Source organism: Staphylococcus sp. HMSC061G12 (assembly GCF_001838465.1).
In the GTDB taxonomy this organism is placed as follows: Bacteria; Bacillota; Bacilli; order Staphylococcales; family Staphylococcaceae; genus Staphylococcus; species Staphylococcus simulans.
Genome location: NZ_KV837015.1, coordinates 36858 through 51251, shown reverse-complemented (window position 1 = coordinate 51251; position 14394 = coordinate 36858). Strand labels below are relative to the sequence as shown.

Sequence of the window (14394 nt, the reverse complement as noted above, 5' to 3'; positions counted from 1 at the left end):
CAGAATTAAATCTGACTGAAGCGCTTTTTTTATGGCTTATTTTTGATTATTTAATTTCAAATAATGTTCAACATCCGCTTTAACTTCTTTATATAACTCTGGGTTTTCCGCAAGTTTTTGACCGAATGATGGAATCATTTCTTTAATTTTTGTTTCCCACTCTGGGAATTCATGTTTATAGCTGCGTTGTAAAATATCTAACATTACATCCACCGCTGTAGAAGCACCTGGTGATGCGCCAAGTAATGCGGCAAGCGAACCGTCTTCAGAACAAATAACTTCTGTACCGAATTGTAATGTACCTTTACCTTTGTCTGTATCTTTGATGACTTGAACACGTTGGCCTGCTACGACAATATCCCAATCTTCTTTCTTCGCATTCGGGATAAATTCACGTAACTCTTCAATACGTTCATCATCTGACAACATTAATTGTGAAATCAGATATTGTGTTAATTTCATTTCTTTCGCACCTGCAGATAACATCGTCAATAAGTTGTTGGGTTTAACTGACTTGAATAAGTCCATGTTTGAACCTGTTTTTAAGAACTTAGGTGAGAATCCTGCAAATGGACCGAATAATAATGACTGTTTACCGTCAATATAACGTGTATCTAAATGCGGAACTGACATCGGCGGTGCGCCTACTTTAGCTTTACCGTACACTTTCGCATTATGTTGACTTACAATTTCAGGATCTTGGCAGACTAAGAATAAACCGCTGACTGGGAATCCACCGATATGTTTCGATTCTGGCAGATGTGTTTTTTGAAGCAATGGCAAGCTAGCGCCTCCAGCTCCGATAAATACAAAGTCAGTAATATAAGTTGTTGTTTCTTCTGTTTTTAAGTCTTTCACTTTAACTTTCCAAGTACCATCTTTACGTTGTTTTAAGTCTGTAACTTGATGCTCATACTCTACATCGACTTGGTTTTGTTGTAAGAAGTCAAATAGTTTTTGTGTTAAAGCACCAAAGTTAACATCTGTACCTGTCTCATCACGGCTGACTGCAACAGGAATATTGTTATTTCTGCCTTCCATCATTAAAGGCAACCATTTTTCAATTTGGTTTTTATCTTCTGTCATTGTCATTTCATTAAATAATACATTTTCTTTCAATGCTTTGACACGACGTCTTAAGAAATCTACATTACGCACACCGATACAGAAACTCATATGCGGTACCGTATGAATGAATGCTTCTGGCTGTGTCAAATTACCGTGTTTTACTAAATAAGACCAGAATTCTTTAGAAACTTGGAACTGTTCATTAATTTTTAAGGCTTTAGAAATATCCAAAGAACCGTCAGGCATTTCTTTCGTATAGTTCATTTCGCATAGTGCAGAATGCCCTGTTCCCGCATTATTCCATGCATTTGAACTTTCTTGTGCAGATGCGTCCAACTTCTCAAATACTTTAATTTCTTTTTCTGGTGCAACTTTTTTTAGTAATGTACCCAATGTCGCACTCATGATTCCGCCACCAATTAAGATGACATCTGTTTTGCTATGTTGTGAACTCATAACAAATACAGCCCCCTTTTTCATAATGAAGATGACACCTTCTTAAGTATGTCGTTCTCTTCTCTCAACCCTCTCTTGAGAAAGCGCTTAATTAAACACTTAAAAAAATAACACACCTAAGTCATGCCTGGATATTGTTGCTAAATGATTTCGTTCTATTCCTTTATTATATACATAAACAGATTAAGACAAAAGGGGGAAGGTGCTTAAACACGAAAATACGATTCATTTTGTTTTAAGTGCAGGTTAAAAATATATTGCAAAGCATGTACCTTTGTATTGCATAGTTTGAATTATGCTATAATTAAACAGAAATATACAGGAGGGGTGACACCACGTGAAATCTATCACTTTTTTAATGCACAACATTTATTCAATGGGCGGTACTGTCAAGGCCGTAACACAACTCGCAAATGTGTTGGCAGTGAAAGGTCATAAAGTGGAAATTATATCAGTTTTCAAAGGAAGTAAAGCACCTTATTTCAAACTGCATCAAGATATAGAAGTCAAAGCATTGGCCGATTATAATTTAAAACCTCATAACTTAGTAGATATCTTGATGAATCGTCTACGTAAATGGACACCATTCCTCAAGCCGCAACTGATCACTCAAAATGAACCTGGCTTATCGCAATTTTCAAGTCATGTTGAAAAGAAAATCGTTCATGCGATTCAACATGTAGAAACAGATGTGTTAGTCGGTACACGTGCCAGCTATAATTTGCTGCTTGCAGATTATGCACCTGACCACGTCCTAACTGTCGGCATGGAACATATGAACTGGGAGGCTTACACTAAGAGTTATCAACAAGAAATTAAATCTGCTTATGAACGCTTAAATCGTATTACAGTCTTAACGGATGCTGATCGCAAAGCATTCAAATCAATCATTGACACCCCTGTCTATGTCGTTCCAAATATGATGAATGAACCTCGTATTGAAATTCCAAAGAAACCGCAAATTATTGCGGCCGGAAGATTAGAATATGAAAAAGGTTTCGATCTTTTATTACGCAGTGTAGAAATGATTCAAGACAGTTTACGTGAAATGAATTTCACTGTACATATCTATGGTGATGGTCAACAAAAACATGACCTCGAAGAATTCATTTCACAACATCAATTAAAAGATATTGTACAGTTGCATCCTGCTACATTGCATCTGCCATTACGTTTGGCTGAAAGTATGATTACAGTAGTACCATCTCGTAATGAAGGGTTTGGTTTAGTCATTTTAGAAGCCATGAATCAAGGCAGCATCGTAATCAGCTTTAAAGGTAATACAGGACCTGAAACTTTAATTCAATCTAACCAAAATGGATTCCTGGCTGAGTATCAAAATATATCTTCCCTTTCAGAACACATTTTAAATGTAATGTCTGCACCACCTTCTGAACAAGGAAAGATTATCGAAAATGCTTTTGCGACTGTTGAAACTTATTCAGCAGACAGTGTCTATCAAGATTTTGCGAAAGCATTAGAAACATCTGAATAATTAGTTATTGTGATAAATATAGAAGCGGAGCCGAAATAATTTCGACTCCGCTTCTTTTATTTTCATTGTTACCTATTACAAAATTAAAGATAAGATTAATGTCCAGATACAGATGAAGATTAACATGCCTACACTGTAACGTAATGACATTTTTAAGAGTTCAGACTCTTTACCTACTTGTTTAACGGCTGCTGTCGCAATCGCAATAGATTGTGGAGAAATAATTTTTGCTGCTACCCCACCTACTGTATTTGCTGCAACTAATAAGCCGCCGCTAACGCCAATTTGACTAGCAACTGAAGCTTGAATTGGTGTGAACAATGAGTTGTTGTTAACTACTGAACCTGTCATGAATACACCGATCCAACCTAACACTGGTGAGAATAATGGGAAGATACCGCCTGCTTTAGAAATACCTTGTCCCATTGCAGCACTTAAACCGCCATAAGTTGTTAATTTTGAAACAGCTAAGATGAAACAGATTGTGACAACTGAAATCCATAATTCTTTAAATGTTTCACCTAATAAACTAAATGCATCTTTAAAACCAGTTGTTTTAGATAACAATACAGTAATAATAATTGTTAATAAAATTGCTGTACCTGTATAACCTAAGATATTCAAGTTCAACACAATAGCTTTTTTAGTCACTTCACTATAAGTACCTGGCACTGTAAATTTAGCTGCTAAGAAGCTTAATGGTTTGCCCGGTAAGAATAAGCCTTTAAAGAATGGCATACTCCAAAACATAATTAAGATTGTCAAAATGTAGAATGGACTCCATGCATACATAATTTGTTTAAAGTTTAATTTTTGTGTAACCGGTGGTTTCACGTTTTCGTCAATACGGAAGATATGTTTCGGCTGCATTTTACGACTCATAATAGCTAAAGCACCCATTGCTGCTAAAGGTGGTAACACGTCTGCTAACTCTGGACCTTGGAAGAATGTTAACACACCTTGGAAACCAGCATATACCACTGAAACCGTTAAGATAAATGGTAGTGTTTCTTTAATACCTTTGAAACCATCAATGATAAAGACAATTAAAAACGGAACAAAGAAGTTGATGAATACTAAAGTTAATGTTGAATAAGTTGAAACTTCATGTGCAGTAATACCGCCATGTAAATTCAAAGTATCAATAACGGCAACAGGTAAACCAATAGCCCCGAATGCTCCTGCTGCTGAGTTAGCGACCAAACATAACATCGCTGCTTGTAATGGTTTAAAACCAAGATAAATTAATAAAATCGCACAGATTGCAATCGGTACACCGAAACCTGCAACTCCTTCTAAGAACGCGTTAAAACAAAAACCGATTAACAATAATTGCACACGTTGGTCTTGAGAGATTGTAGCGATACTATCTTGAATCATACTGAACTGACCAGTTTTTGTTGAGAGTTTATAAAGCCAAACTGCCATAATAACGATATAACCAATTGGGAACCAACCTTGGAAGAATCCCTCGATAACCGCCCCAGTGGCCATCGCTCCAGGAAGTTTAAAGATAAATACTGCAACAACCATTGTGATGATTAATGTTGTTAATGCAGCATAAATTCCTTTCATTTTGAAGATTGTCAAACATAGCAAGAATAAGATAATTGGCACACCTGCTACGAGACTTGAAATAAGTAAATTGTGGAATGGATCAAATGAAGATACTAACATTTCTGTCGCTTCTTTCTGTAGTTTATTTTGTGTTTATATTTATTTGCAAAATCAAATTCAGTCTTGTGATTTATTTCACATATAATATAACACGATTTATGGAGCTGTTCAATTAGTTTTTCATAATTTTTTCAAACTGTTTTTTGCTTGGAAACCCTTACATATCAATGTATTCGCTTACATCATAAAATGTTATGAATCATCTGTATTAGTCAAAATTTAAATTATAATAGTACAGTTTAATTAATAACGTATACGTCTTGTCATTCACAGTTTGCAGTCAAAATGTTAAAATATAGTTTAATATAATCAAACTGAGGTCATAATATGAAAATATTAACAACAGAATATCAATCAAATGAAAAAATGCGCATTAACCTTCAAGAAGCCTTAGCTAAAGGTTACACGCATTTTATTCCTTCTGATTTAAATATAGATATTTATCCTGATCAATTAGAAGCATTGAAACACCATGAAACACAAAACTCAATCGTTGTTGACTACACCATCGATCAGTACTATCAAAATGACTGTCGCTATTTTGGAGATCAGACAATCAACTTTAATACTTGGATGAATAATATTAATCACTTTCCTAATCTTATTTTCAGTATTCAGCAAGTATTAGACGTTATAGATGAAGTACACTGTGAAACGGCTTTTGATTTAGCAATTGGCCTGTTATTAAATCAAAACGTAGAAACAAATGGTCACGTAATCTTTGATTTTAAACATACAATCCGTACTTCCCAAACATTCTATCAAAGTATTAAACAACATGAATATAACGCAATTACACAATTTAATTTAAATAAATTAGCTTACTTACATCATCAAAAACCACCGTTTAAGTTCCGCAATTTAGCTTTACCTGAGCCTGAACGATTTGTCGATTCACTACTTTGGAAGACACATTTTATGTTGCCGCACTTTATAACACGTTCAGTACTCAGTCGCAGTATTGAAAAGCATCAAAGCATGAGCAATATTTATGAAAAACAAGCAGTGGAATTAAACGGTGCTGTCGTTTTCTTAGGATTTGATTATGGCTTTAGAGGCAACTCTCGCTATTTATTTAATTATTTTGCTAAGCATTACTCTAAATATCCTGCTTTCTTTATCACAAATGATGCCACAGGCCCGCACTTTGTATCACCAGAACATGAAGAAGCACAAGAACTAATTGAAAATGCGGAAGTTGTCGTCGCTGAAAGTTATATACCCGATCACATCAAACCGAACGGTACAATCATTCAATTGTGGCATGGCACGCCTTTAAAACAGTTATTCTTAGACAGCTCAGAACCTTATCAAAATAAAGAAATTTATAATTATCGTGCACGAAAATACAACAAGTGGCTACATCAAAATTACTTTATATGTGATAGTTCTCATGCAGCTGATTTGTTTAAATCAGCCTTCCCTATGCAATATACAGAAGTTGTCGCATGCGGTTACCCACGTGTCCGATACTTATTAGATAAATATAAAGAACAAACTTATGTTCAATATATGAAACAACAACTTAAATTAGACCCTAACAAACCGACGTTACTTTACTTGCCGACATGGAAAACAGATCCACAACCAAACGATATGTTACCACTTTCTGAGTCATTGCTTGACCATTATAATGTGATTTATCGTGGCCATATCGAAAGTAAAGAAGCTGAAACACAATTACCGCAAGCAGTCATTCAACCTGCTGCTCAAATTGAGACACAAGATTTATTACTTGCTTGTGATGTATTAGTCAGTGACTATTCGTCAGTTGTCTTTGATGCATTAACTATTGATAAAACCGTTGCGCTTTATACTCCAAACCTTAAACACTATCAAGCAGAACGCGGTTTATACCTAGAAGTTTGGCAAGACTTTGATAAAGTCACGTATCAAGATGCTGAATCATTAACCAAAGCACTCATAATCCAAGAAATTCCTCATATTGCAAGTGCATATATTAATCGAGATAATCATTCATTTGAAACTATCGCAAGCTTGATTGTGCAACATTTACCTAAACGTCAAAAAAGACGTAAAAACTAAAAAAAATATTAAAAAGGCTCAGCATATTTTGTGCTGAGCCTTTTGCATGATTATCTTATGTTCTAATTATTTGAACTTAAAACTAAATACTATATTATTGACCTGCTTGATACGCTGGATCTAAAATTGCTGCTTTACCTTGTTGGTCGACTCTAACTAATGCATATGTGCCAGGTTGTGCTTGATTTGCGAAACTGAACACATAAGAATAGCTGCCGTCACCATTATCTTGTACGCCAAAGTCATTGTAAGGGTTAGATTGACCATTTAAGTTGTTGATTTCATTTTGTGCAGTTTGTAGTGATTGCGGGAAGTTCGGCAATACTTTTAAAGTAGATTGATCTACTGGTGCTTTACCAATTGTACGTGCTGCAGGTGCTGTATTTTGACCTTGATAAGGTGCTACATAACCTGTTTGATTTGTACCTTGGTTTGATGCTTGGTTAGCATTTGTTTGATTTGATGTTTGCTGTGTTGCTTGTTGGTTATTGTTGCTATTTTGACCATCATTGGCACCTGATGTTTGAGAAGCTTGTTGATTGTTATTTGATTGTTCAGAAGTCGCATTTTGATTGCTGTCATTGTTTTGCGCATCTGTTGATTGTGACTCGTCTTGTTGCGCTTTGTCATTGTTTTGTTCATCATTTGCTTGTTCATTGTTTTCTTTTTCTTTATTGCTGTCTTTATCTTTGCTGCTTTCGTTGTCTTTGTTCTTTTCTTTGTCTTGATTAGATTTGCTTTCTTGTGTTGTTTGATCTTTGTCTTTGTTGTCTTCCTCTTTCTTGCTGTCATCATTTCCACAAGCTGCTAGCACTAAAGATAGCGTTAAAACGCTGGCAAATAACTTTTTCATTCTGTTCTCCTCCTTGAGTGGCTTTCAATCTTTTAAATGTATTATCCCTTAACTTATACACTTCCATTATATTCTATAAACATCAAAATTGTAAAAATTCTTTTAAGAAAATATTATTATGACAGATATTTATCATTTAGCTACAGCAACCTGTTTGTTGTTCTGGCTACTTCGTGATACTATCGCTTTAGTTTATTTATTTGAAAGGGTTGATAAAGATGCCTGAGACATTTAAAGCATATTATGCAGAAAAAGAAGGCAAAGAAATCCATACTGAACTTAAAGATTTACCCATGGATACAATAGATGAAGGGAATGTATTAATCAAAGTTGCTTACTCCAGCATCAACTATAAAGATGCGCTAGCAGCTAAAAAAGGTGCGGGAGTCGTTAAAAACTATCCGATTATTCCAGGTATAGATTTAGCAGGTACAGTTGTAGAGTCTGAAACTTCTACTTATAAAGAAGGCGATCAAGTTATTGTGACAAGCTATGATCTAGGTGTATCTCATCATGGAGGACTTAGTGAATACGCACGTGTCAAAGAAGAATGGATTGTACCGCTTCCTAAAGACTTAACATTAGAAGAAGCCATGATTTACGGTACTGCGGGCTATACTGCAGCGTTAGCCATCCAAAAATTAGAAGACAATGGCTTAACAGTAGAAGGTTCACCTGTACTGGTACGTGGCGCAAGTGGCGGTGTCGGCAGTTTAGCTGTCATGATGCTAAGTAATATCGGTTATAAAGTCATCGCAAGCACAGGCAATAAACAAAATGCAGATTACTTAAAATCTATCGGCGCAACAGATGTGGTCCCACGTGTCGAAGATACCTCAGACAAACCATTAAACAAAAGAGAATGGCAAGCAGTGATTGATCCTGTCGGCGGCAAACATGTCGGTGACATTGTGAAACGCCTGCAAAATAGAGGCAGTATTGCGTTAATCGGCAATACAGCAGGTCTGGCATTTGAGACGACAGTCTTACCATTCATTTTACGTGGTAACAGTATTTTAGGTGTGGATTCAGCAGAAACACCTATGAAAGTCCGCAAACAAATTTGGCGCAGATTAGCTACTGACTTAAAACCAGAAGCACTGCACTCTATTAAACAAATCATTGATTTCAATGACGTGCCAGAAGCAATGGATAATTTATTAAATAATCATAGTGCTGGTCGTTATCTCGTGAAGATTAACGAAAATTAATTTAAATACTCAATCAGACAACTCTTATTTTGGAGTTGTCTTTTTTTACTAAAATGGTAATTGCATTTAATTCTATTTTACTTTATTGTACTAATGGAAATATATTGATATTTACTTTAATTTTATGAAAGCGTATACTGAATTTACGATAAAAATAACCAGGAGGACTCATAATGAGTAAAACGTTTAACAAAAACCTCATCTTTTTCATTGGTGCACTAGGCGGATTACTATATGGCTATGATATGGGTATTATTTCAGGTGCCCTGCTTTATATTCCAGATGAAATCCCGCTAAACGGTACCACACAAGGACTTGTCGTTTCATCAATGCTGATTGGTGCAATCTTCGGTTCAGGGTTAAGTGGACCTTCATCAGATAAATTAGGTCGACGTCGCGTCGTCTTTATTATCGCAATTATTTACATAGTAGGTGCATTAGCTCTAGCACTTGCGCCTAACTTAACTATGTTAGTCATCGGTCGTTTAGTAATTGGTTTAGCAGTCGGCGGTTCAACAGCTATTGTGCCAGTTTATCTATCCGAAATGGCACCGACAGAATCACGTGGTTCTTTAAGTTCATTAAACCAATTAATGATTACAATCGGTATTTTAGCATCATACTTAACAAGTTACGCTTTCGCAGGTGTCGAAGGCTGGAGATGGATGTTAGGACTTGCGGTTGTCCCTTCTGTCATCTTATTAGTCGGTGTTATCTTTATGCCGGAAAGTCCAAGATGGCTGCTTGAACATCGCGGTGAAAATGCGGCACGTAAAGTAATGGCTTTAACGTTCCCTAAAAATGAGATTGATCATGAAATCTCAGAAATGAAAGAAATCAATGCGATTTCAGAAAGTACATGGAAAGTATTAAACTCACCATGGTTACGTCCAACGATTATCATCGGCTGTGTCTTCGCATTGTTCCAACAAATCATCGGTATTAACGCAATTATTTACTACGCACCGACTATTTTTGTTAAAGCAGGTTTAGGTGACTCTGCTTCTATCTTAGGTTCAGTCGGTATCGGTACAGTCAACGTACTTGTGACAATTGTAGCGATTATGATTATTGATAAAGTAGACCGTAAGAAATTATTAATTATCGGTAATATCGGTATGGTCGCCTCATTAGTCATTATGGCATTACTGATTTGGATCATGGGTATCCAATCAGCAGCTTGGATCAGCATTGTTTGTCTTACAATCTTTATTATTTTCTTCGGCTTCTCTTGGGGCCCTGTACTTTGGGTAATGTTGCCGGAATTATTCCCAATGCGTGCACGTGGTGCCGCAACAGGAATCGCTGCTTTAACACTTTCAATCGGAAGTTTAGCAGTCGCACAATTCTTCCCAATGTTAACTGATGTCTTACCAACACATGGTGTCTTCTTAATCTTCGCCGTAATTGGTGTGTTTGCTTTATTCTTCGTAGCAAAATACTTACCAGAAACTCGCGGACGCAGCTTAGAAGAAATTGAAGCAGAATTACGTGAACGTACTTCAGCTACAACACCAGATTTAAATAAATAGATATAAACATTTAAAGGGATGTCCTCTCACGTTCGAGAAGACATCCCTTTTCTACTGTTATGATTCATTATATTGTTTAATAATTTCTTTGTTTTCTTCTTTAAATGCCTCATTATGACTTGAGACATAGCCTTCTTTCGCTGCCTCAGGTTCAATATATTGTTTTGCGAGGTTTGCGGCGTTCCCTGCATCACTGAAGGCACTCGCAATCAAGTGTGCTTTGGCATCATGATGAATAATATCACCACAAGCAAAAATACCCGCTTCACTCGTTTGTGCGTTACCTTGTCCTTTAATTTGATAATCATTCATCATTTCTAGTTTAGTTGAAGCATCTTCTAACAATGGATTTTCAATATCAAAGCCATGACTGATAATGACATCATCGACTTCTAAAGTTTCCGCTTCTCCTGTCGCACTATTTTCAATGACTACTGAAGCAATACTCTCTTGTGCTTCATCCCCGATCAAAGCAGTGATTTGACTATTTGGATGTTGAATCACACCAAATGTTGCGAGCTTATCTTGCATCGCTTCAAAGCCTTTTAACTGATCCTTACGATATATCAAATGTACACTTTCTGCATATGGCGCTATTTCACACGCCCAATCTATCGCAGAATTGCCAGAGCCGGAAATTAATACACGTTTATTTCTAAAGCGTGATAATTTTTGTACGACATAATGCAAGTTTGAGATTTGATAACGACTCGCATCTTTAATATCTAAGGGTTTCGGATGGATAATTCCTCCACCAATAGCAATAATGACTGCTTTAGATTCATATACATTGCCTTGATCTGTTGTCACTTCAAAATGACGTTCTGCAACTTTATGAATATCCATCACACGCTCTTGTAAGCGTACTTCTGGATTGAAATGCAGGCCTTGATCAATAATATCTTTCGTAATTTCAAAACAAGGTTTCGGTGCGACACCACCGATATCCCAAATGATTTTTTCAGGATATAAACACATCTTGCCACCTAACTCTTGTTGTACATCTATTAAACACACACTCATGCCGCGCATACCTGCATAAAAGCTTGCATATAAACCGGCAGGTCCTCCGCCGATAATAGTTAAATCTTTCATAGTTATGCTTGCCTCCTAGTTTTTCTCTGTGCTGCATAATCATTAATTGAAAATTGTTCTCACTTATATTTTACATGATTTAGTTGTATGAGGAAAACTTTAGCTATTAAAAAAAGAGACACAACACAAATAGTCGTATCTCTTTTAAAAATAAAGATTAAAGTTTTTTATTTTGGTTGGTTTGTCCTTCAATCGGATGTGTTAAAATTGCTTTTTTCAATAGGAAGAACAAGATAATAAAGCCGGCTGATAACGTCATGTGACCTAGTCCTGCAATTCCAGCAATACCTGGTGAAACACTTGCGCCAGTCACTTGCATTGTCCCTTTAATGCCTTGTAGTGCGACTGTCACAATCAAGCCGATATTATAAACATAATAGAACCAGTTAAATAAGTAGTATTTACTGATTGAGAACAGTTTTTCAAAGACTAATAAGATTAGGAACATAAACATACCAAGCATTAGTATGTGTGTATGCACAATCGCAAGTTGTGTTTTGCCTGTAAACTCAAAGGCTTTTGTCAATTCACGATAATAAACACCTGATAATAAGCCTATAATTGTATAAGTTAAAAATGTATACAGAATTCTACGCATACCTAAAAACCCTCCTTTTTGCATCACTCATTATTATAACTGACAGCAACGCTTTCAGAAAGTATCGCGTTATTATTCACGAATTATACACAACTAGAATTCTTTATCTTCTTCATTTAAGGTATTTAGATTATCTTTCATTTTAAATAATATCTCTTTTAATGCCGCTTGGTCAGCTTTTGGAATGTCTAAAAATAAAGTAGATTCCACTTCATCTAAGATTTCAATAATTTCTCTGACATCTTTTTTTGCGACTGCAGTTAAGACGACATCTTTTTTACGTGTATCATTTTTGTCACTGATACGTTCTATTAAGTTTTTATTTTCTAAACTTCTCAATGCGCTGCTCACTGTTGGGCCTTTACGATTAAAAATATGAATTAAATCATTTTGCGGAATGACGCCTGTGTCACTTTCAAAAATATAACGTAACGTTTGCGCTTGTTCTAACGTAATATCGTATACACCTAACAATTGGTCAGCTTTTACTTTCATTTCATTTGTAATCATACGTAATAAGTATTGGATTGTCGTTGCCATGTGTCGCATCTCTCCTTATTTAGACTACACAAATCATTAAATTATGGTACTATAATTAAGCACATATCAAATAAATCGAGCAAAGCGTTCTCTATAGTTTTAACTTAAACGATAGATGTTAAACCTTGCATGTTTGATTTACACACAGAAAGGAAGCTTCAGAATGATTACAGCTTATAAACATAATGTTCATCAAGATATTCATATCACTTCCTTAGAGGAAGCTTTATGGATTAATATTACCGAGCCCTCGAGAGAAGAAGTAGAATCTTTGATTGAGCGCTTTAATATTCCAGAAGACTTCTTAAAAGACCCCTTGGATGCGGATGAAAGCGCACGTGTCGAATTTGATGACGAAACAGGTTATTCTTTAATCATCATCGACTTTCCAATCGTCAATAATACGAACAATAAAATTATTTCGTTTATGACAATTCCACTGGGTATTATTATTGGACACAGACGCATTATGACGATTTGCGATCATGAAGTTGATTTCTTAGATCACTTTGCGAAATCTAGTCAAAATCTGCATTATCGCAGTCAATTTGCGTTGAATATCTTATTAACCATTTCAAACCACTACAACCGTAATTTGCGTTTATTGAATAAATCAAGATTACGCATCGAACGTGAATTGAAGAAAAAAGTAACGAACAAACAACTTTATAACTTGATGGAAGTTGAAAAGAGTTTGGTTTATTTCTTAGCTGCATTGAAAGGTAATGAAGATGTCTTCAATAAACTTTTCAAACTGCCGCCGATTAAACGTTTCGAAGAAGATGAAGACTTGATTGAAGACTTATTTGTCGAAACAAACCAAGCCATTGAAACAACAGAGTTGCATACACGTATCTTAGAAAGTATCACGACTTCATATGAATCTCTGCTTTCAAATGATATGAACAATATCATGAAGACTTTAACACTCTTTACAGTCTTCTTGACGTTACCGACTTTAGTATTCAGTTTCTTCGGTATGAACGTACCGCTTCCGCTTAACGATCATAGCCCGACTTCTTGGATTGCGACACTCGGTATCTCTATGATTATCGTTGCGATTGTCTTTTTACTTTTATGGCGCAAAGGCAAAATCTGACCTAGTTTCAAACTAAAAGATAGACATCATGTATCAAAGTAATCATTATTTTGATACATGATGTCTATTTTATTTATATTGACGTATATGCGGTGGCTGATAGTCTCTCAAAAAGGCTGCTAATGTTTCAAAATCATTTGTGAATAAAATCAAATCTCTGTCTGCCTGACTTAAAAAACCTTCCTCAACCATTTGGTCATAAAACGCTTCGATTTTGTCATAATAACCATTCACGTTCCAAAAGATACATGGATTAGCATTTTGACCGATTCTTGCCCAAGAAACCATTTCCGTAATTTCTTCTAACGTTCCTGGTCCCCCAGGTAAAGCTAAACAAGCATCCCCTTTATCTAACATAGCTGCTTTACGCTCAGCCATGGTATCAACAATTATCAATTCATCTAAACCTTGATGTGCAATTTCTTTTTCCTCTAAGAATTTCGGCATGACACCTACCACATGGCCTTGATGTTGTTTAACCGTATCTGCGAGATGTCCCATCAAACCGACATTGCCGCCGCCATAGACTAAGCCATAATTGTGTTGTGCCATCCATGTACCTAACGCTTCTGCTACCTTTAAATACACTGGATTTTGTCCTGTGCTTGCACCGCAATAAACAATAATATGCATCGTGCTCTCTCCTTTTGACAAAGTTACACTTCATTATAACAAATATAACCATGTTGTTATTCATTGCTTTTTTTATCATTTTTCGGTATAT

At 35.8% G+C, this 14394-nt stretch carries 12 protein-coding genes; 5 read left to right on the top strand and 7 right to left on the bottom strand.

Annotated features, from left to right (window positions below; translation table 11 throughout):
- Nucleotides 1-36: 36 nt before the first annotated feature.
- A complete protein-coding gene (gene mqo / locus HMPREF2937_RS01105) occupies nt 37-1524 on the bottom strand; it encodes a malate dehydrogenase (quinone) (protein ID WP_070863844.1) in 1488 nt (495 codons plus the stop codon).
- 337 nt (nt 1525-1861) lie between these two features.
- On the opposite strand from mqo, the gene HMPREF2937_RS01100 reads away from it, so the two are divergent.
- Nucleotides 1862-3019 (top strand): glycosyltransferase, encoded by a 1158-nt coding sequence (locus HMPREF2937_RS01100; protein WP_070863843.1) that lies wholly within the window; start codon nt 1862-1864, stop codon nt 3017-3019.
- 75 nt (nt 3020-3094) lie between these two features.
- Here HMPREF2937_RS01100 and HMPREF2937_RS01095 read toward each other — a convergent pair whose 3' ends face one another.
- Nucleotides 3095-4696, bottom strand: coding sequence for an L-lactate permease (locus HMPREF2937_RS01095; protein ID WP_002479704.1), 1602 nt, complete (start codon nt 4694-4696; stop codon nt 3095-3097).
- 327 nt (nt 4697-5023) lie between these two features.
- On the opposite strand from HMPREF2937_RS01095, the gene HMPREF2937_RS01090 reads away from it, so the two are divergent.
- Entirely contained in the window at nt 5024-6742 is a 1719-nt protein-coding gene (locus tag HMPREF2937_RS01090; RefSeq protein WP_070863842.1) for a CDP-glycerol glycerophosphotransferase family protein, read from the top strand.
- A gap of 94 nt (nt 6743-6836) precedes the next feature.
- On the opposite strand, the gene HMPREF2937_RS01085 is transcribed toward HMPREF2937_RS01090, so the two are convergent.
- Entirely contained in the window at nt 6837-7595 is a 759-nt protein-coding gene (locus tag HMPREF2937_RS01085; RefSeq protein ID WP_070626533.1) for a hypothetical protein, read from the bottom strand.
- Between the two features lie 218 nt (nt 7596-7813).
- On the opposite strand from HMPREF2937_RS01085, the gene HMPREF2937_RS01080 reads away from it, so the two are divergent.
- Both HMPREF2937_RS01080 and HMPREF2937_RS01075 read left to right on the top strand, forming a co-directional pair.
- Nucleotides 7814-8806: an acrylyl-CoA reductase family protein gene (locus tag HMPREF2937_RS01080; protein WP_070863841.1), complete on the top strand. Its 993-nt coding sequence runs from the start codon at nt 7814-7816 to the stop codon at nt 8804-8806.
- 173 nt (nt 8807-8979) lie between these two features.
- Entirely contained in the window at nt 8980-10338 is a 1359-nt protein-coding gene (locus tag HMPREF2937_RS01075) for a glucose transporter GlcP (protein WP_002479708.1), read from the top strand.
- A gap of 57 nt (nt 10339-10395) precedes the next feature.
- On the opposite strand, the gene HMPREF2937_RS01070 is transcribed toward HMPREF2937_RS01075, so the two are convergent.
- The 3 genes from HMPREF2937_RS01070 to HMPREF2937_RS01060 all read right to left on the bottom strand — a co-directional run bounded on the left by HMPREF2937_RS01070 (nt 10396) and on the right by HMPREF2937_RS01060 (nt 12571).
- A complete protein-coding gene (locus tag HMPREF2937_RS01070) occupies nt 10396-11433 on the bottom strand; it encodes an NAD(P)/FAD-dependent oxidoreductase (protein ID WP_070863840.1) in 1038 nt (345 codons plus the stop codon).
- A 157-nt stretch (nt 11434-11590) separates the two neighbouring features.
- Nucleotides 11591-12031: a DUF2871 domain-containing protein gene (locus tag HMPREF2937_RS01065; RefSeq protein WP_002479710.1), complete on the bottom strand. Its 441-nt coding sequence runs from the start codon at nt 12029-12031 to the stop codon at nt 11591-11593.
- Between the two features lie 93 nt (nt 12032-12124).
- Nucleotides 12125-12571 carry a MarR family winged helix-turn-helix transcriptional regulator gene (locus tag HMPREF2937_RS01060; protein ID WP_002479711.1) on the bottom strand — a complete coding sequence of 149 codons (447 nt, stop codon included), beginning with the start codon at nt 12569-12571 and terminating at the stop codon, nt 12125-12127.
- A 163-nt stretch (nt 12572-12734) separates the two neighbouring features.
- Here HMPREF2937_RS01060 and HMPREF2937_RS01055 point away from each other — a divergent pair, with 163 nt between their 5' ends.
- Nucleotides 12735-13670, top strand: coding sequence for a magnesium transporter CorA family protein (locus HMPREF2937_RS01055; protein WP_070863839.1), 936 nt, complete (start codon nt 12735-12737; stop codon nt 13668-13670).
- 69 nt (nt 13671-13739) lie between these two features.
- Here the strand turns inward: HMPREF2937_RS01055 and HMPREF2937_RS01050 are convergent, their stop codons facing one another.
- A complete protein-coding gene (locus tag HMPREF2937_RS01050) occupies nt 13740-14303 on the bottom strand; it encodes an LOG family protein (RefSeq protein ID WP_070863838.1) in 564 nt (187 codons plus the stop codon).
- Between the last annotated feature and the right edge of the window lie 91 nt (nt 14304-14394).